At 39.3% G+C, this 18,582-nt stretch carries 20 protein-coding genes, 3 pseudogenes and 1 other annotated feature; of the genes and pseudogenes, 14 read left to right on the top strand and 9 right to left on the bottom strand.

What is annotated here, in order from left to right; translation table 11 throughout:
- Together pepT and JCM10991_RS08550 are read right to left on the bottom strand one after the other, a co-directional pair.
- A pseudogene (pepT, locus tag JCM10991_RS13420) lies at positions 1-1,230 on the bottom strand (peptidase T); the annotation flags it as partial.
- Positions 1,231-1,241: 11 nt separating this feature from the next.
- Entirely contained in the window at positions 1,242-2,885 is a 1,644-nt protein-coding gene (locus JCM10991_RS08550; RefSeq protein ID WP_025021175.1) for a peptide ABC transporter substrate-binding protein, read from the bottom strand.
- Positions 2,886-2,933: 48 nt separating this feature from the next.
- Positions 2,934-3,153 (bottom strand) — a binding site (T-box leader).
- Positions 3,154-3,281: 128 nt separating this feature from the next.
- Between JCM10991_RS08550 and JCM10991_RS14590 the strand changes: the two genes are divergently transcribed.
- From JCM10991_RS14590 to JCM10991_RS08495, 11 genes are all read left to right on the top strand, one after another.
- Positions 3,282-3,611 carry an ABC transporter substrate-binding protein gene (locus JCM10991_RS14590; RefSeq protein WP_025021174.1) on the top strand — a complete coding sequence of 110 codons (330 nt, stop codon included), beginning with the start codon at positions 3,282-3,284 and terminating at the stop codon, positions 3,609-3,611.
- Complete coding sequence (locus JCM10991_RS14585) at positions 3,575-3,808, top strand: hypothetical protein (protein WP_156409501.1); 234 nt, start codon at positions 3,575-3,577, stop codon at positions 3,806-3,808. Before JCM10991_RS14590 ends, JCM10991_RS14585 begins: the two co-directional genes overlap by 37 nt.
- Before the next feature lie 442 nt (positions 3,809-4,250).
- The gene (locus JCM10991_RS08535) at positions 4,251-4,910 is read left to right on the top strand and encodes an amino acid ABC transporter permease (RefSeq protein ID WP_025021172.1); all 660 of its coding nucleotides are present in this window, start codon (positions 4,251-4,253) and stop codon (positions 4,908-4,910) included.
- The gene (locus JCM10991_RS08530) at positions 4,891-5,565 is read left to right on the top strand and encodes an amino acid ABC transporter permease (protein WP_025021171.1); all 675 of its coding nucleotides are present in this window, start codon (positions 4,891-4,893) and stop codon (positions 5,563-5,565) included. Before JCM10991_RS08535 ends, JCM10991_RS08530 begins: the two co-directional genes overlap by 20 nt.
- Before the next feature lies 1 nt (position 5,566).
- Complete coding sequence (locus JCM10991_RS08525) at positions 5,567-6,307, top strand: amino acid ABC transporter ATP-binding protein (protein WP_025021170.1); 741 nt, start codon at positions 5,567-5,569, stop codon at positions 6,305-6,307.
- Positions 6,308-6,322: 15 nt separating this feature from the next.
- Positions 6,323-7,162, top strand: a complete 840-nt coding sequence (locus JCM10991_RS08520) for a transporter substrate-binding domain-containing protein (protein ID WP_025021169.1) — start codon at positions 6,323-6,325, stop codon at positions 7,160-7,162.
- A 139-nt stretch (positions 7,163-7,301) separates the two neighbouring features.
- A complete protein-coding gene (locus tag JCM10991_RS15405; RefSeq protein WP_161628292.1) occupies positions 7,302-7,400 on the top strand; it encodes a putative metal homeostasis protein in 99 nt (32 codons plus the stop codon).
- An 8-nt stretch (positions 7,401-7,408) separates the two neighbouring features.
- Complete coding sequence (rpsN, locus tag JCM10991_RS08510; RefSeq protein WP_023859661.1) at positions 7,409-7,678, top strand: 30S ribosomal protein S14; 270 nt, start codon at positions 7,409-7,411, stop codon at positions 7,676-7,678.
- A gap of 205 nt (positions 7,679-7,883) precedes the next feature.
- Positions 7,884-8,639 (top strand): nucleoside phosphorylase, encoded by a 756-nt coding sequence (locus JCM10991_RS08505; protein WP_023859660.1) that lies wholly within the window; start codon positions 7,884-7,886, stop codon positions 8,637-8,639.
- A 135-nt stretch (positions 8,640-8,774) separates the two neighbouring features.
- Positions 8,775-9,707: a D-2-hydroxyacid dehydrogenase gene (locus tag JCM10991_RS08500; protein ID WP_025021168.1), complete on the top strand. Its 933-nt coding sequence runs from the start codon at positions 8,775-8,777 to the stop codon at positions 9,705-9,707.
- Between the two features lie 83 nt (positions 9,708-9,790).
- On the top strand, positions 9,791-10,084 hold the full coding sequence (locus JCM10991_RS08495; RefSeq protein WP_025021167.1) for a hypothetical protein: 294 nt from the start codon (positions 9,791-9,793) through the stop codon (positions 10,082-10,084).
- A gap of 79 nt (positions 10,085-10,163) precedes the next feature.
- On the opposite strand, the pseudogene JCM10991_RS13410 reads toward JCM10991_RS08495, so the two are convergent.
- Positions 10,164-11,395 (bottom strand): annotated as a pseudogene (locus JCM10991_RS13410) (MDR family MFS transporter).
- 175 nt (positions 11,396-11,570) lie between these two features.
- On the opposite strand from JCM10991_RS13410, the gene JCM10991_RS08485 reads away from it, so the two are divergent.
- A complete protein-coding gene (locus JCM10991_RS08485) occupies positions 11,571-12,914 on the top strand; it encodes an FAD-dependent oxidoreductase (protein ID WP_025021166.1) in 1,344 nt (447 codons plus the stop codon).
- A 42-nt stretch (positions 12,915-12,956) separates the two neighbouring features.
- Here JCM10991_RS08485 and JCM10991_RS08480 read toward each other — a convergent pair whose 3' ends face one another.
- The 6 genes and pseudogenes from JCM10991_RS08480 to JCM10991_RS08460 all read right to left on the bottom strand — a co-directional run bounded on the left by JCM10991_RS08480 (position 12,957) and on the right by JCM10991_RS08460 (position 17,834).
- Entirely contained in the window at positions 12,957-14,186 is a 1,230-nt protein-coding gene (locus JCM10991_RS08480; protein ID WP_025021165.1) for an ABC transporter permease, read from the bottom strand.
- Positions 14,183-14,865 (bottom strand): annotated as a pseudogene (locus JCM10991_RS13405) (ABC transporter ATP-binding protein). Before JCM10991_RS13405 ends, JCM10991_RS08480 begins: the two are co-directional and overlap by 4 nt.
- Positions 14,858-15,901, bottom strand: coding sequence for an efflux RND transporter periplasmic adaptor subunit (locus tag JCM10991_RS13400; protein ID WP_035188550.1), 1,044 nt, complete (start codon positions 15,899-15,901; stop codon positions 14,858-14,860). Before JCM10991_RS13400 ends, JCM10991_RS13405 begins: the two are co-directional and overlap by 8 nt.
- A gap of 18 nt (positions 15,902-15,919) precedes the next feature.
- On the bottom strand, positions 15,920-16,606 hold the full coding sequence (locus JCM10991_RS13395) for a hypothetical protein (RefSeq protein ID WP_035188548.1): 687 nt from the start codon (positions 16,604-16,606) through the stop codon (positions 15,920-15,922).
- 387 nt (positions 16,607-16,993) lie between these two features.
- Positions 16,994-17,470, bottom strand: coding sequence for an ATP-binding cassette domain-containing protein (locus JCM10991_RS15805; protein ID WP_051527996.1), 477 nt, complete (start codon positions 17,468-17,470; stop codon positions 16,994-16,996).
- Positions 17,463-17,834, bottom strand: coding sequence for a GntR family transcriptional regulator (locus JCM10991_RS08460; protein ID WP_025021164.1), 372 nt, complete (start codon positions 17,832-17,834; stop codon positions 17,463-17,465). Before JCM10991_RS08460 ends, JCM10991_RS15805 begins: the two co-directional genes overlap by 8 nt.
- A 127-nt stretch (positions 17,835-17,961) precedes the next feature.
- Here JCM10991_RS08460 and JCM10991_RS08455 point away from each other — a divergent pair, with 127 nt between their 5' ends.
- The gene (locus tag JCM10991_RS08455; RefSeq protein WP_025021163.1) at positions 17,962-18,270 is read left to right on the top strand and encodes a hypothetical protein; all 309 of its coding nucleotides are present in this window, start codon (positions 17,962-17,964) and stop codon (positions 18,268-18,270) included.
- Between the two features lie 39 nt (positions 18,271-18,309).
- A partial coding sequence (locus JCM10991_RS08450) for a DUF554 family protein (protein WP_025021162.1) occupies positions 18,310-18,582 on the top strand: 273 nt, incomplete at its 3' end.

The raw sequence follows: 18,582 nt of genomic DNA, 5'->3' as shown, positions 1-18,582 counted from the left end.
GTCTTTTTGAGCTAAGTGCTCTGTTACAATTGTTGTAATAACTTTTTGAAGAATTTCCAATTGTTCCACTGTAACATACTCGTATTGACCATGGTAATTGCCACCTCCGTTAAAGAGGTTAGGAGCAGGGATACCTTTTTGCGTGATAAAATTACCATCAGTTCCGCCTCTAAATGGTTGAACGTTGGGAGTAAGTCCCACTTTTCGATAAGCATCAAGGGCAAGGTTCACAATATAAGGATTTTTGACGATTTCATCAGCGATGTTACGGTACTGTTCCCGGAGGTGTAATTTAAACCGTGGCTTATCAAGGTTGGCATTGAATTCAGCAACAAGAGCTTGTAAAAGTTGTTCTTTTTGGCGCCATTTATCATGATCAAAGTCGCGGACAATCATCTTAACTTGTGCATGGTCTACCGTAGCTTGATAACTGTGGACCAAGATAAAACCTTGATGATCCTTAGTTTTTTCAGGTACTTCATCTTTAGGTAATCGTGCAATAAATTCTTGGGCTAAAAGTCCGGCATTGACTAAAAGATGATAGGCGTTACCTGGATGGACGGAGGTTCCCTCAATGTCGAGAATAGCTTCTGAAGCATTGAAAGTCTCATATTGTAGTTCACCAGGTTGACCATTATCCAAAGTATAGGCAAATTCTACCGGGAAATCATGAGGATCAAAGCGTTGCGCACCAATTCCAATTTCTTCATCAGGCCAAAGCGAGGTAAAGGTCACCATGTTCAATTTCAGGGTGCTCTAAGAAATATTTCGCCGCTCCAAGTGCGGCAACTACGCCGGCCTTATCATCAGTTCCTAATAGGGTTGTCCCATCACTGGTAATCAAGGTTTGGCCCTTTAATTTTTTAACCTCTGGAAACTCAGTAACTGAAAGCACAATTTTCTTTTCGGTATTAAGGATAATGTCTTGGCCGTCATAGTTAGGATGGACTTGGGGTTGTACATTTTCTGCTGCAAAATCAGCGGTATCTAAGTGGCAATAAAGCCGATAGCTGAAATCTCTTGATCCGTGTTACTTGGTAAGTATCCAATCGCAAAGCCTGATTTTTCGTTGTAATAAGCTTTAAGACCTAAGTCGCGCATATCAGCGACTAGCTTGAGAGCTAGTTCTTTTTGCCCGGGAGTTGAAGGAGTTAATTGATGACTGGCAAAGTCTGAACGACTATTATATTTTGCGTATTCAATAAACTTATCTTGAAGAAAATTGGTCATTTCAAAACCTCCTATTTGTTAGCAATGTATGCTTCCTTAAAATCATATGGGCAACCAACAGGGTTGTATAAGATATTCTTCACGTTGGCGCGGAGTAATTGTGGTTTGGCAACTTGGAAAAGTGGAATAGTTCCTTGTTCGTTCATTAAGACTTTTTCGGCCTTAACCAAAGCTTGCCAACGTTTTTCTGGTTGGTTGGCGTAAGTGTCTTCCGCTTCAGTTAAGAGTCGATTAAATTCTGTACTGTCGTAGCCAGAGGTGTTGTAGCTTGAACCTTTTTCAAAGACATCTAAGAAGTTGATTGGGTCAGCTAAGATGGCTTGCCAGTTCTTAACGGTCATGTCGTAATCACTTGCTGATTGACGTGCAATTAATTGTGTATATGGCAAGGACTGAACTTCAATCTTTAAGCCGTCTAACTTAGCCAATTGACTTTGTAAGAACTCGGCAACTTGTTTAGCACTATCAGTATCAGAAACCGAAAGAGTAACGGTTAAGGAATCAAGTCCTTCTTCTTTTAATCCTTCTTGCCAAAGTTTTTTAGCTTCCTTTAAGTTGTAAGCAACACCGGCTTTAACGTAGGCTTCGTCTTGGAATGCTTGGCCTGTCTTAGGGTTTTCTCCCATACCAGAAGGAACAAAACCTTTAGCTGGGACAGAACCGTCTTTCAAAACGTTATTTGTCAATGATTGACGATTGATAGCCAAGGAAATAGCCTTACGAAGCTTGAGGTTTTTGAAAGCTTCCACCTTAGTTTGGTTCAATTCTAAACGTTGGATAGCAGAGGCTTTTCTTTGATGATAAGCTTCATTGTTTTTGTTAGCTGCGACTTGGGCACCACTTAAGAGGGTTTCGTCTGCCTTATTTGATTGGAAAAGGTTGTAGGAAGTAGTTGTTGATTCGGTAACTAAGGAGTTAATTTCTTTCAGGTGAACATTTTTCTTGTCCCAGTAAGTATTATTTTTAACCAAAGTCCATTTTTTATTAGAACCAGTCCACTTAGTTAGACGGTAAGGTCCTAGGAAAACTTGATATTTAGCTTGAGTACCATACTTATCACCAAATTTCTTTACCGCGTTTTCATTTTGAGGGAAGAAAAGTGGGAAAGCCAAGAGGGTCTTGAAGTATGGCACTGGTTTAGTTAATTTGATTTGCAAGTGATAATCGTCAAGAGCTTTAACCCCTAAAGTATTGACAGCTTTTTCACTTTGATTGATGGCTTTGGCATTTTCAATTTGGTAGAGGTAAAAGGCCATGGAAGCTTTGGTTTTAGGATCAACCGTTCTTTGGTAGGCATAAACAAAGTCCTGGGCAGTCAAAGTATCACCGTTTGACCATTTAACGCCCTTACGCAAGGTGAAGTCATAAGTTTTACCGTCGGCTGAAACCTTTGCTTTTGTAGCGAGGGCAAGTTCAGGTTTTTGATTTTTTCCTAAACGGTAAAGCCCTTCTTGAGTGTTCAACAAAGTATTAAAAGAGGTCGTATCGGTTGCTAAAGAAGGGTCTTGGGTTGAAATCATCGCTGATTCAGTCCAATTTAAAGTCTGTTTATCGGAATAGGAACTGGTATTATCAGCCTTTTTTCCACAAGCAGCAAGTGTGAAAGTTGTCAGTAGGGCAATTCCTACAATGGATGTCGTCTTTTTGAGTTTCATAAAACTCCTCCTTTACTAAAAAAATCCCTAGAAATAACAGTTGTTATCTCTAGGGACGCTAATAAACAAATTTTAAGCGTGGTACCACCCAAATTCGCTAGGAAAATCCTAGCCTCAAACATGTTAACGCATGGCTGCGTGCTAGGCTCAAAGCTTCACCTAACAACCACTCCCGGACCATCTTCGCTATTTAAGGAAGGTCGCTTCGCAGCAATTAGCGACTCTCTGGGCATCCCGCCATAGTTACTCATCCATTCTTCGTGGTAAATAATTTATGCACTTATCATAAAAGTGATTTCATTTTTTGTCAAGAATAAATTTAATTCTTTTTTAATTATATCAAATTTTTTGTAATTATAATTTTATTAATTTGAGAGACTTGTCTCTAAAAACTTAGTGGTTGATGGTGAAGGCAAAGACTTCGCTGCGTTAGCTACGAGCACCACTTCCACAACTTACAACTTGAAGAAGGCGCAACAATACTTCCAAGCGGGTTTGAAGGAATTAGGGCAAGATTCCCTAACTTTGAACCTCTTGGGTGATGATGATGCCACGAAGAGCATTACGGAATTTTTACAATCTCAATTAGCTTCCCACTTGGATGGCTTGAAAGTTGAAGTTACTAACATTCCTAAGCAATTACGGATTACGCGGATGCAATCCGGAGACTATGATTTGGTCTTCACTGGATGGGAGCGGACTTCCAAGATGCGATTTCCTTCTTGAACTTATTTACCACGGAAAGTACCTACACTTTTGGAAAGTGGGGGAATACTCAGTATGATGAATTAATTGCGAAGTCCAAGACGACGGATGCTAATGACGCAACTAAGCGTTGGAAGGATTTGACGCAAGCCTCTGACTTATTATTAGATGAAACTGCAATCGCACTATTGTATCAACCTTCAACGGTTACCATGTAGAAAGCTAAGGTTAAAGGTGTGGCTTACGATTCTGTAGGTCAATATAATTTTAAGGACGCTTATATTAAATATGCACCACCAAAATTTTGGGGTGCATTTTCAGATTAAATTACAAAAAATAGTATAAAAATTTACTTACAAAATGCTTGTGTTTTTTTCATAAAGGTGGTATAACTTAAAGCATAGACGGAGAAAACGTCAATTTGAACGGAAAGAGGGAAAGGATAATGACTCAATTTATTAATGTAATGCAAAACATGATGTGTATGTGTTGTTCATGTATGGTGAAAAATACATGCCTATTTGCATTTTCCAAATTGAGTTTTAAAACCCGTAGTCTAGGCTTGTAAGAGCTTAATTATTGGTTCTATGTATCCTTTTAGTTAGGAAACCAGCTCAATTTTGGGCTGGTTTTTTTGCTTTCCAGAGAGGAGGAAGTTTCATGGATTGGCAAATAATACAAGCTGCCTTACCCCAGTATCTGACAGGCTTTAGAGAAACGATTTATCTGTCTATAGTGGGGATTATATTAGCTTTATTAGTCGGAATAGTGATCAGCTTAGTAACTTATTTTAAAGTACCGATCCTAGCTAAAATTGCTAATTTCTACGTGGAGGTGGCTCGCAATACCCCACTGTTGATTCAGCTATTATTCTTATATTATGCTTTTCCAGTGTTGGGCATCAAGTGGTCAGCAACCACTTGTGGCATTATTGGCTTAGCCTTTTTAGGAGGCGCTTATATGGCTGACGGCTTTAGTGGAGGTTTTTATGGAGTTGCTCCCAGTCAGTTAGATAGTGGTCGTGCACTAGGATTATCAGATTTGCAATTAGCTTGGTACGTGGTTTTTCCCCAAGGTTTAACCCTTAGCGTTCCAGCTTTGGCTGCTAATGTTATCTTTTTAATCAAAGAAACGTCAATCTTTTCAATTATCGCCATTCCGGAACTGACTAATACGACCTTGGATTTAATCGGAATGTATTATCGCAGTAATGAGTACCTCTTTATGTTAGTGGTTGCATATGCCATCATCTTAATTCCATTGTCATTACTCTTTACTTGGTTGGAAAGGAAGGTACGTCATGCAACATTCGGGAATTGAGCTCTTATTTCAAGGGCATAACTTGGCTCGCTTGTTGGTTGGGTTACGAACGACGGTGGTTATTGCTTTAATTGCCTTAGTTCTAGGGTTAATTTTGGGTTTAGGCCTAGGAATTTTGCGAACCTTACATAATCGTGTTTTAAATTTCATTTTACGTTTGTATCTCGAATTTTTCCGAATTGTACCAACAGTAGTTTTGCTATTTTTGTTTTACTACATTTTACCGCGACAATTTAAAATTAATTTACCAGCTAATGAAGTTGCAGTCTTGGTGTTTGCATTGTGGGTGGCCGCTGAATTTAGTGATATTGTTCGGGGGGCTTTACAATCGGTGCCTAAACACCAAAGTGAATCAGGTTTGGCTTTGGGACTAAATTCATGGCAGCTATTCCGTTATGTTTTAGTTCCTCAAGCAGTTCGGCTAATGTTACCAGCAACAATTAACCTCGCGACACGGGTAGTTAAGACGACTTCGCTTTTAATGTTAATTTCCGTCATTGATGTGATCAGTGTTGGACAGCAAATTGTTGAAGCTAATAATACGAAATATCCTAATGGGATTTTTTGGATTTATGGTTTAATTTTTCTTTTTTACTTTGGGGTAAATTACCCCTTGTCTTACCTGGCCAAAAAATTAGAAAGGAGTAAGTCCTAAGATGGCAGCAGAAGTTTTAACAATTAAAAATTTAAATAAAAGTTATGGCACCAAGCAAGTTTTATTTGATATTAATTTTACGGTAGCTAAAGGTGAAGTCGTAACTTTGCTTGGCCCTTCAGGATCAGGAAAATCCACTCTAATTCGTTGTTTAAATGGTTTAGAAGAATTTCAAAGTGGGACTTATAGTTTTGAAGGTCAAGAAGTGATTGATAATAAAGATGTTTGGCGCCAGTTACGTCAAAAAGTAGGGATGGTTTTCCAAAGTTATGATCTTTTCCCTAATTTAACTGTCATGGAAAACATTCTACTAGGACCCACTAAGGTTCAAAAGCGCCCCCGTCAAGAGGTAATTGTCGAAGCGCAGGCGTTATTGAAAAAAGTCGGCTTGGAAAATTATCAAGATGTCTATCCACGCCAGTTATCTGGGGGTCAAAAACAAAGAATCGCGATTGTGCGGGCCTTAGCATTACATCCTGAGGTTATGTTATTTGATGAGGTAACAGCTTCCTTGGATCCTGAGATGGTTCGGGGGGTTTTGGAAATTATTAAAGATTTATCGCAAAATGAGCATATGACAATGGTGATTGTGACGCATGAAATGAATTTTGCAGCCCAAATTGCTGATAAAGTTTTATTTTTAGAAAATGGGCATATTTTGGAAGAAACGGCGGGGAAAGACTTCTTTACCAAGCCACAAACGAAACGTGCCCAAGAATTTTTAGATAGTATGGATTTTTAAGAGAGGTATTTTAATATGAAGAAATTTAAAAAGTTATTACTTGCATCCTTAGCATTTGCTACTTTGATTGGTGGGGTAGCAAGTTTCCGCCAAGTTGCTCAAGCTGATAGTAATCCAAGTAGTGTTGCCGCTATTAAAAAGCGCGGTACTTTACGGGTCGCTGTCTTTGGTGATTTGAAACCTTATGGTTGGGTAGATAAAGATGGTAAGCGAACGGGGTTTGACGTTGAAATCGCACGCCAATTCGCAAAAGATTTAGGCGTTAAACCTAAATTTGTTCAAGTTAACGCTAATAACCGAGTAGATGCACTATCTTCTGATAAGGTAGATGTGGTCTTAGCTAACTTTACTGTAACTGACGAACGTAAGCAAGTAGTTGATTTTGCTAAACCATACATGAAGGTTTCGGTGGGAGTTTTATCTAAGAAAAATGACAAAGTGACTAAGACGTCCCAATTAAAAGGTCAAAAATTGATTGTTAATAAGGGAACAACAGCGGAAACATACTTCACTCAAAATGCCTCTAAATTAGGGGTAGACTTATTGAAGTTCGATTCTAAGACCCAACAATTTAACGCCCTAAAAAATGGCCGTGCTGATGTCTTAGCCGATGATAATACTTACCTCTACACTTGGGCTAAGAATAATCCTGATTATGTTGTGGGGATTAAGGAATTGGGACCTCAATCTTACATTTCCCCAGCTGTGAAAAAGGATAACAAGGACTTGCTCAAGTGGACTAACAAAGAAATTGCTAAATTAGATAAGGATGGTTTCCTTGACCAAACTTACAAGAGTCAATTGGCGCCTTACTTTACGAAAGATGTTAAGGCGAGTGACGTTTTAGTAAAATAGCATAACTAGAGTGCTCGCATTAGCGGGCATTTTTTCTCCCTAAAAATAAAAAGTAATAATTACTATTTACAAAGAGATTGATTTGTTATATAATTCAAAAAGCGTAATGATTACAATTTAAATCAGAGAGGATGATTTGATGACTTTAGCAAGTGCTTATCGAATGTTGAAAAGTCCCAACATTAAAACGCGTAAACGAGCTTTAAAGGTTATTCATGAACACAAGCGACGTAAGTAGGAGGAACAATGGCAAGAAAAGCGATAATTGAAAGAGAAAAGAAGCGAAAGGCTATGGTAGAGCGGTATGCGCAAAAACGGGCAGAGTTGAAGGCACGTGGTGATTGGGAGGCTTTAAGCAAGTTACCTCGTAATGCTTCGCCAACGCGCCTGCACAATCGCGATCGGCTAGATGGTCGTCCACGCGGTTACTTGCGTGATTTTGAAATGTCACGATTAAATTTCCGGCGTTTAGCTTTAGCAGGTAAGATTCCTGGTGTTAAGAAAGCTAGTTGGTAAAGATAGTAGCTTAAGGTAAGTTCCACCTATACTGGTGGGGCTTATTTTAGTTGCATTGGATAGTTAGGTATATTGTTAGTGAGAGCGTAAAACAATGAGTGTTACATACTTCTTTTGAGACCTCTTATTCTTAAAAATTAAAAAAATTGACATCATTTATTAAGTTTGTTATAATTTCCTAAAATTTATTGATGAGGTATGTTTTATGTCTAAATTACCACTATTCGAGTTTGATTCAAATCCTCAAGCTGTGCTTCAGCCCAACCATGAACACCTTAATCTTAAGCTACCAGCTAAGTTTATTTATGGCTTCGTAGGCAGCAGCTCGCTGTCAAAATTTCTAAGCGCCTTCCCTCACCGTAAATTGGGTGAATTTGTTTGCATCTCTAAGACAACTCCTATCTATGCTTTTACATATCAAGGCCAAGAAATTGGTATTTGTGAAGCTTCCTTAGGTGCTCCCGCAGCTACTCAAATTATGGATTGGCTAATTGCTTACGGAGCGCAAACTATTATTGCTACCGGTTCTTGTGGGGCCTTAGTAGATTTACCAGAAAATACTCTTTTAATTCCCGAACGAGCTTTACGGGATGAAGGTACTTCTTACCATTATCTTCCAGCGCAAACCACGGTGACTCTTAACCGAAAATTAACTGAACTTTTAGCCCAAGTGAGCACGGCTCACGGCTATCAGGCGCAGGTGTGTCAAACTTGGACCACTGACGGTTTTTATCGTGAAACTCGGACTAAGGTTAAACATCGCATTGCTGCGGGATATCAAGTAGTTGAGATGGAATGCGCGGCTTTAGCTGCCTGTGCAGCCTTTCGTCACGTTGATTTTGCCCAACTACTTTTTACCGCTGATAGTTTATACTCTAGTACGCATGATGCCCGTGGTTGGGGGGAAGATTCTCATCAAGTTGTGCTCAAAATTTGTTTGCATACCCTAATGACATTATAAAACGATTTTTTCGTGTTATTGCTTGTTGCAACACGACACCTCAATTATTGGCTCTATTTAATGAACAGTATGTACAAGTTGAATTGGAGTGGAAAATGGCTTAAAATTAAAGGTAAATATGAGGTGATTTTTAAAATGAAAATAGCGAGTGTCCTTCCTTTAAAGGGAGAGTTACAAGAAAAATTAGCAAAAATGACGGGAGCCAAAGTTGTGACTGAAGCCTCAGTAGCTGAATTAGCTCAAGCTGAAATTATTTTGGGGTGGGATGAGAAAGTTTCTGAAGTCTTAAGTGGTGAAAATAAAATTAAATGGTTACAAGCTTGGTCAGCTGGGGTAGACAACTTTCCATTAGCAGAATTAGCCCAAAAAGAAATTTACCTAACCACAGCAAGTGGGGCTAATGCACCAGGAATTGCTCAACAAGTATTGGGTTATCTTTTGAATTTCGCACGTAAGCTACATGTTAGTTACGATTTACAAAGGGCTCACCAATGGGAGATTCCAGCAGGAATTATGGAACTAACAGAGCGCAAGCTTTTAATTGTCGGAACGGGAAGTATCGGTCAAAGTCTGGCACAGTTGGCGCAAGCTTTTGGAATGAAAGTTTATGGCGTTAATACCTATGGTCATCATGTAATGAATTTTAATGATTGTTATGCGATTACGGAACTTGAAACGGTATTACCGGAAGCTGATTTTGTAGTTAATGCTTTACCTCTGACTCCTCATACTAAGCATACATTTAGCAAGCATCAATTTTCGGCGATGTCTGATAAGGCTTATTATATATCAGTAGGGCGAGGACAAACAACTGACACGTCAGCATTGGAGACAGCTCTAAAAGAAGGAATGATTGCCGGAGCTGCTTTAGATGTCTTTGAAGAAGAACCTTTATCTAAGGATAGCACTTTATGGGATTTACCGAATATTTTAATTACCGCTCATACAGCAGGCCAAACCAATTTTTATGCAGAAAGGATTATCGACAGTTTTCTGTTGAATTTCCAGTATTATCAACAAGGATTGGCTCCAGCTAAAAATTTAGTTAATTATGATTTAGGATATTGATCTTTTCAAAAAAACTTGTGCACGAGATTATTTTCATCTAAAATTAAGATAACTTTAGAAATTTTAAGAAGAGGATATTTTGCATGAAAGAAGTAAGACCAGGAGAAATCCTATCAGAACATCCGGTTACACCAAATCTTGGTGATATGGGGTATACCTTTGTTGAAAAGGCCAAGTTAATGGCGGTCGATGACCTAGGCAGTCAATATCAGCACCGACGTTTTAGACTTGTCGTAACTTTTGCAGGTCAAGAGAAAACTGGGGTAGCTAGCGTCCCCGCTTCGATACCTGTGACTTTTGAAGTTGGACAAATCGTTTCTTTATATTACTTAGAGACAGAAGAAGGCATTGATTTTAGAGAAGTTAAAGTAGTTTAACTCCTGTCATAAATTTAAAAGTGCTAGAAATTAGCATTCCTAATGGAGCTGATTTCTAGCACTTTTTGTCATTAAATTACTATTTCGTTAGTTGGCGTAACTTTTGGTGAGCAGAGTAGGCCACCAGGCTTAAACCTAGTCCGGAAATAAAGATAAAAGCAATTTGGACTCCTAGACGTCCAGTGAAGTAACTCAAAGAAACTAAACTAGAAGCAAGGATGCTCCCCAAAGGTTGAGACATAGCGATAAAACCGGAATAAGAACCAATCTTATTTTCGTCCATCATATCTGCCCGTAAGACTTGACTAGCAGGTACGTTAATCATTTCTCCAATTGTAAAGAAGACAACGGCCAACCACAATGGAGGAAAGATTCAAAAGTGAAACAAAAGAGCATTCCTAAGGCGTAAATCACAGATCCTGAAATTAATTGAGCCATTAAAGAAAGTGGTTTGGTCAGGCGATTAACGAGGGTCATGAAAATTACAATAAGAATTGTATTTGTAAAAATCATGACTGACAACATTTTGGCGCCTGTGATGGTTATCCCCAAGATTTGTGTCGTTTGGAAACTTAATTTTAAGTGAACTGGTACATAATTATCCATTTGTAGCCAAGCGCTTGCAAAGAGAGTTGAGCCGACGGCATATAGTACAAAGATTTTATCAGTTAAGACTTCTCCGTAGTTTTTAAAAGTATCGAAAATTCCGAGGCCGTGCTCGAAATCAGCGTCTGCAGACTTAGTTTCATCAAAATAGAAGTAGGTAATGAAGAAACAAATGGTATTTACCACAAAAAGTCCAATGAGTAGTTCCAAGAAGTACTGGTCATAAAAGAGTCCTGAAATTCCGGCCCCCAACATAACCGCAATATTGATGAACCAGTAACTGATGGTGTAGACAAAACGACGGTTACTTTCATCAGTCAGATCAATCAACATGGCTTCATAAGCGGGCTGGTAAAAGTTTGAAGAAATTGCTTCAATTAAAATGCCCACAAAAGTTAACCCTGGTAAGACGTGGTGGGGGAAATTAGCTAAAATGGTTAAAAACCAACCGATACTGGTCCCAATTGAGCCGAGGACAACTACTTTTTTACGTCCGATAGCATCGGAGAGGTGACCACCATACAAGGTACCTACAAAACCAGCTAAACTTGTAATCATCATTAATACTCCGGTCCAAAAAGCACCGAAGTAATTGGTGTAGTACATCGCCATAAAAGGGTAAACGCTCGAACCTAGGGTAATGGTAATGAAGCGAATTAATTCCCGAAGTTGAATTTGTTTAGGCAAGGTAAAAAATTCTTGCATGACTAACGCTCTCTTTCTTTAGAATTATCCTTTAATTTTAATACATTCTTAATCTAAGAGGGACAGAAATTTATGTACTTTTTGTAAGCAAAATCTTTGACTAAAGTAAGTGAAGGTGTTAGTCTTAAAAGAAAGCGAGTACATCGTTAAAAATCTATTTTGGAGTGAGTTAAAGATGGAAAAATTTACGAATATTGTGATTGGCTTTGGTAAGGGAGGCAAAACGCTGGCCAAGACTTTAGCTACTAACGGCCAAGATGTTTTATTAATTGAAAAGTCGGCTCAAATGTATGGTGGGGCTTGCATCAATGTAGCTTGCCTTCCTTCCAAACGCTTGGTTTTAAATGCAGCTGCGGGAATGCCTTTTAGTCAAGCAGTAGTTGCCAAAAATGAAATGACCAACCAGTTGCGTAATAAAAACTATCATATGGTGGCCGATGAAACTCAAGCGACGGTGTTAGATGGGAAAGCGCGCTTTGTAAGTAATCATGTCCTTGAAATTACCTTAGCAGACGGCAAATCAATGCAAGTGGAAGGTCAAAGAATTTTCATTAATACAGGTTCGAAGGCAATTATGCCCGAAGTTGAAGGCTTAAAGGAAAGTAAGTTTCGTTTGGATTCAACCACAGCGATGGAACAAAGTGAGAGACCTAATCGGTTAATAGTTTTAGGCGCGGGTTACATTGGTTTGGAATTTTCGTCCATGTTTACCAAGTTTGGTAGTCAAGTAACGGTTCTTGACCGGAATCAAGAATTCTTAAAACGTGAAGATGAGGATATTGCTCATACGCTTTATGAAGATTTAACGGCAGATGGGATTGATTTTAAGTTAGGGGCGCAAGTTCAAGCAATTATTGATCATGAAAACGAAGTCGAAGTAGTCTATGAAGTTGCTGGTCAAAAGCAGAGTGTCAGAGCTGATAAATTCTTAGTGGCCTTAGGACGACAAGCTAACACACAAGATTTAGGTTTGGAAAATACTGGGATTGCTACCAATCCAAATGGATCTGTAAAGGTCGATGATTTCTTACAAACCACAGTTGAAGGTGTTTGGGCTTTAGGGGATGTTAATGGAGGCTTGCAATTTACTTATATCTCCTTGGATGATTTTCGGATTGTTAAGGATCAACTGCTGGGTGATGGCAAGCGACGCTTATCTGACCGCACAGTCGTTCCTTACAGTGTCTTTACGCAAACGCCATTATCTAATGTGGGTCTAACTGAAAAACAAGCCCAAGCACAAGGAATTGATTACCAACTCTTTAAATTATCTGCCATGGCCATTCCTAAAGCTAAGGTGATTGGCAATCAACGAGGTTTATTAAAAGCCTTAGTTAACCCTAAAGATGATACCATTTTAGGGGCAAGCCTCTACATGGAAGAATCCTACGAAGTAATCAATTTACTAGCCTTGGCCATCAAAGCTAAGATTCCTTATACCCAATTACGTGATCAAATTTACACTCATCCAACCATGTCCGAAGCTTTAAATGACCTTTTCAAGGCGCCAGTTAAATAAAAAAATAAGACGATAATTAAATTTATCGTCTTATTTTGCGTATTATCGTAAAATATCGATGAGGTTTTTGTTAGCGGCTTGCTTGGCAGGGAGGATCCCGAAAATTAGTCCCACGGCTGCCGAAACACCAAAGGCAAGTAGGAAGGCCCCAATAGAAATATGGGCTTTAACATTAATTCCTCCAGAGAACATTCCGGATAAGAGGGGTGCTAGCAGGTGAGAAAGTCCTGCCCCGACTACAAAACCAATCATCCCTCCAGTGACGGTTAAGATAGTAGCCTCTACCAAAAATTGTACCATGATATTTTGAGGGGTAGCTCCGACCGCGAGGCGAATCCCGATTTCTTGTGTACGTTCAGACACGGAAATATACATCATGTTCATAACCCCAATTCCGGCGATAAAAAGGGAGATAGCAGCGATAAGCGAGATAAAACCAGTAATGACCCCAATAGTAGCCGAAGCTTGTTTGAGGGCTTTTTCATAATCGAGATATTCGTAAGTGCCGGCATGGGCTGCCGAACCATTTTTTTTCAGGTATTTGGCCAGCTGTTTAGAAATTTTGCTAGCGTTGGCTCCTTTAGCAAAAGTAAGTTTAATTTCATTACCGCTATCTTCCGTTTGATTTTGGTAATAAACTTGATATGGAATTAAGGCTGTTACACCGTAACGATTTAAGGAGCCATAACTATCTAAGGTGCTTTGCCCATGATACACGCCGACAATACGATAACTATTACTACCTAAGGAGAGACTTGCGCCAAGGGCGGCTTCCATTGACCCGAATTGTTTCTTGGCCACCTTGTCTTTTAAGAGCGCAACCGCCTGGTTAGAAAATAAATCTGCTTGGCTTATATTACGTCCGGCTAGGATTTTAATTTTTTCAGTTGGCTTCTTCAAAAGGCTAGTAGTAATGGTTTGTTGACGATTACCCAATTGTCCTTTAAGAGATAAACCGGTTTGGTCGTGAATGACCTTAATCTTAGTGACCTGTGAGGGGAATTTTTGGCGCAAATTAGCTAAGTCGGTTGGAGTAAAACCAACAACTGTTGAAATCGAATCATCAGTATAGAAGTCAATTTCAGTAGTTTGTTCCCCCTGGCTAGAAGAACCAAAGGTATCATAGAGTGTTTTTTTCACCCCAGCTCCCATCCCTAAGATGGTGATTACGGCTGCAATCCCAATCGCAATCCCAATAATGGTTAGAAAAGAACGCTTTTTATTGGCAATCAATGATTGGGTAGCAGTTTTAAGCAATTCGATTCCGATCATATGGTTCCCTCCTGACTATCAGCAACGATGCGTCCATCTAAGATACGAATCGTTCGTTGACACTGAGCGGCAACTTTGGGGTCGTGGGTTACCATAATAATTGTGGTCCCGTTAGCATTTAATTCTTTAAAAAGATTCATAATTTCTTGACTAGTTTCAGTATCCAAAGCCCCTGTAGGTTCATCAGCAATCAAGAAATGCGGATTAGTAGCAATAGCCCGAGCAATCGAAATTCGTTGTTGTTGTCCCCCAGACATATTTTTGGCGAAAGATTCCTCATAGCCGCAAGTCCAACTTGTGTCAGAACGTGAGAGACACGTTCTTTGACAGCTGCTCGTCTCATTCCGGCGTATAAAAGCGGGAGGGCGACATTTTCTTGAACATTAATTCCTTGGATAAGTTTAAAGTTTTGGAAAACAAAGCCTACATTTCGGTTACGTAGGGCAGAGAATTGTTTCCGGCTAAAATCATGAAGTGCTTGACCTTGAAAATAATAATTGCCACTAAATTCTTGGTCTAAAAAGCCAATGATGTTAATTAGGGTAGACTTTCCGGACCCTGACTCACCTACGATAGCGACTAATTCACCTTCTTGAATTTCTAAATCAATATCGTGAAGAATGTGAACACTATTAGTCCCCTGTTGATAAGACTTGTTAATTTTTTCAAGTTTAATCATTGCTGTCAATAGAATCACCATCCTTGAGTTTTGTATCAGGGTTAGCAATAATTTTTTGCCCCGCCTTAAGTCCATCAGTGACTACGAAAACTGCTCCTTTAATTTGGCCATCGACACGAATTGCACGAACCTTACCGTGTTGGTAAACAAAAACGTGGTGTTTTTTCACCGCTTTAGCAGCGATCTGCACTTCACTTTGTTTAGCTGCGAGTTTGACAGTTTGCCCATTCATAAAGCTTTCAGGTGAGAGATCGGCATGGATTTCATATTTGGAGCCATTGCTCTTACCATCTTCACGAGCAGGGAAAGTGGCTAAGAAGCTAACTTTAGTGTCTTGGTGGTGGTTAGTAGCCGTAGCGGTTACTGTTACCGGTGTATCAACCTTAACTTTGTTATAGTCATATTCAGAAATGTATCCTTTGAATTGTAAACCTGCTGAATAAAGCGTTAAAACTGGATGATTTTGCTTGGAATCATCGACAGCGATAATGCCATCAAAAGGAGCGGTTAAAGTAGGATTAACTTTAGCTTGGGCTGTAGCTAATTTAGTATTATCTTGATTCAAGTCTGCTTGGGCATCGGCTACTTGGTTTTGAGCTTCGGTTAATTGACTTTGTAGTTCGCTGTAGCCATCATCACTTTGACTGAGTCCGCGCATTTGGCGTTGGAGGTTAGCGATGGTCCGTTGTTGACTATTTTGGCTACGTTGCTGTTTGCTGATATCAGCTTGAAGGCTAGCAACTTCTTGGGCCGCAGTTTCGTCATAGGCTGTTACTAAAGTCTCTCCACGTTGGACTTTTTGTCCGTTAACGACAGCAATATTTTGCACCTTACCGTTAGGAAGGTCTAAAACTTGACTTTGATTAGGAATAACACTACCAGTTAAGGTTAGGTCAGCGGTTTTAGCAACCGTAACGACTTGATAGTGTGGACCTTTGTCCTTTTTAGGTTTGTTTAAAAAGAAAATTAAGCATAATAAACAGATAAGTGCAATTCCGCCGATAATGAGGCGCTTTTTAGTAAAAAATTTTTTCATAATAAATCCCCTTTAAAATTAATCACGTCGTTGTTGTTGACGCATAGTAAAGAAATATTGTAAACCGACTAGAATTAGTAAATAAAGGATGAAACTAACATAGTTATTACTAATAATTTGGACAACTTTGGCGATATGCATAGCAGTCGCTTTATCCATAAGGAAATAGAGGCGGGCAAGTTGGTAGATGAAAAAGAATAAGATAGTTGGTAACCCAATCCCGACAATCCATTTACCTAGTCGATTTAATAAGGAAAAACCAGTACCAATGGTTAAGAAAGTTAGATTAAGGGCGATGTTACGCCATAGTTCATAAGAACTCTGTAATCCGATTTCTGAGAGAGGTAAATTGGAGATGGCGCCATTAGTTAGTAAAAAGTTGGAAATAAAAGAAATTATTTCAATTACGATTAAAAGGCAAATGAAAATAACCCACTCAGCGAGCCAAATGGTTTGGCGACTAATCCCTGCTTGAATTCCCAAGCGGAAAATACGGTAGGGGACTTGCAGTAAAAATACCATAATGCAAAAGGCAGTCATAGCGGCAAAGAAGCCCCAAATGCTATCAAAGGTACTTTTTAAATTTGTCGAGGAAATTAAAAAGAAAAATCCCGTAAGCATGCTAATCCCAAAAACATAAGCCCAACTAAGAAAAAACTCTTTTAATAAATTTTGGGCTAAAATCTGGACTTTACGACTAATCATGTAGTGATGCCTCCTTTTGTGTTAAAGCGATAAAAGCCTGTTGTAAGTCTAGGTGTTCAATTTTAACCAAATCAGGAATAATCCGATCGTCATCTAATCCGGTTGTGAGATAAGAAGTTTTTAGTCCGGGAACTTCGGTACTATAAGCAACATCTAAACCTTTCAGATACTGGTCAACCTCGGCAGCCGGTCCCGAAATGGCATAAGACTGTGCTAATAATTCCTCAACATCCTGATTTAAAACGAGTTGCTGCTGGTCAATAATGAAGACATGTTGTAAGAGGTTTTGGACTTCAGAAATAAGGTGGGTTGAAATGACAATGGCTTTCTCACTAGCTTCAAAAGAAGTAAGCAGCTCGGTATAAAAAGTTTCGCGGTGAGCGGCGTCTAAACCAAGCTAGGTTCGTCCAAGAAAATAAATTGTGCTTGGACGTTTAAAGCAGTAATCAATTTAGCGATAGTTCGCATCCCTGTCGAAAGATTGGTTAACTTTTCTTTGGGATTGAGATTAAAACGTTGAGCCATGCGATAAGCGCCTTCTTGGTCAAAATCATCATAGCTAGCAGCTACTAATTTAAAAAGATTTTCCACTTTGGTCTGCTTAGGGTAGTTGTCGGCTTCGCTCATTAAGTAGATTTGATTAAGAGCGACCGAGTTATTATTTATATTTTGGCCATCTAAGGTGATTTCACCTTCGCTAGGGAAGTTACGGTTACTAATAAGGTTAAGTAAAGTACTCTTTCCCGTCCCATTACGTCCTAAAAGGCCATAGATTTTACCGGTTTCGATTTCAAGGTTAATTTTATTTAAGACTGGTTTACGCCAGAAATGTTTACTGACGCCGGTAAGTTTTAATTTAGTCATGGTCATACCCCCGTTTGATTAAGTTGATTAATGTATCTTCATTAATATTAAGTTTACAAGCTTCGGCAACAATTGCTTTAACATAATTGCTGTAAAAGTCTTCTTGGCGTTTGGCTTGAATCATTGCCGGCGCTTTTGCAGTCACGAACATTCCGAGTCCCCGTTTTTTTTCGAGGAGGCCTTTATCAACGAGCTGGTTCATCCCTTTCAGAATCGTAGCAGGATTGACATGAAGTTGCTGGGAAAGTTGCGTAGTGGAAGGAACTTGATCGTGGGGTTTGAAAATTCCCAAGAAAATCATTTCTTCCAATTGGTCGGCCAATTGTTGATAAATTGGCCGACTTTGGTCAAAAGTAAAATTCATCAAACTCACCTCCTGGGTCAGTTGGTTAATTACTCATGTAACTAACTATATAACACTAAGGATATGACGTCAAGGTTTTGGGAAAATCTTTTATTACAAATGTTATAATGTTGGAGGAGGTAGAAATGTGAAACATGAAGAAAGACTAGCGGAATTAAATAATAAGCTTGGCGCTTTTTATGAAGCTTTAGATAATGAAACGGCCCAAGCGCTAGTGCGGGAGGCTTATTATCAAATTAATCAGGGAAGCCCTCAAGCAAATTATCATGCTATTCCGCAGGCTATGCAGGAGTTAAAGCGTGGCTTAGGAACCTTATCAATGAGGCGAGCTAACTACTTAACGGGACAAAGTGCACTTCTATGGCGGGAATTAGAGCCATATACCAGGCAAAGTTTCTTACAAAATATTGGCTTAGCACGTGGATATTTCGGGTGAACCTCATTAACTAGAAGCTAAGAAGAAAGGGGGAAAATTATGATTGGAAGTGGTACATTAGTGAATACCTTAGCCGTGGCTGGGGGCGGAATTTTGGGTTACCTAGGACAAAGGTTAATTTCAAACCGCATTCAAGCCGGGGTATTAAAAGCAATGGGGCTAGCGGTCTTTTTTATCGGAGTGGCAGGGTGTTTGAGTCAAATGTTGATTATTAAGGGAACCAGGCTGTCAACTCAAGGAGAAATTATGCTAGCCGTTAGTCTAGGGTTAGGGACCGTCATTGGCGAGCTACTTAATCTTGATGCGGGTTTT

Source organism: Ligilactobacillus equi DSM 15833 = JCM 10991 (assembly GCF_000615765.1).
In the GTDB taxonomy this organism is placed as follows: Bacteria; Bacillota; Bacilli; order Lactobacillales; family Lactobacillaceae; genus Ligilactobacillus; species Ligilactobacillus equi.
This window is presented reverse-complemented; position numbering and strand designations above follow the sequence as displayed.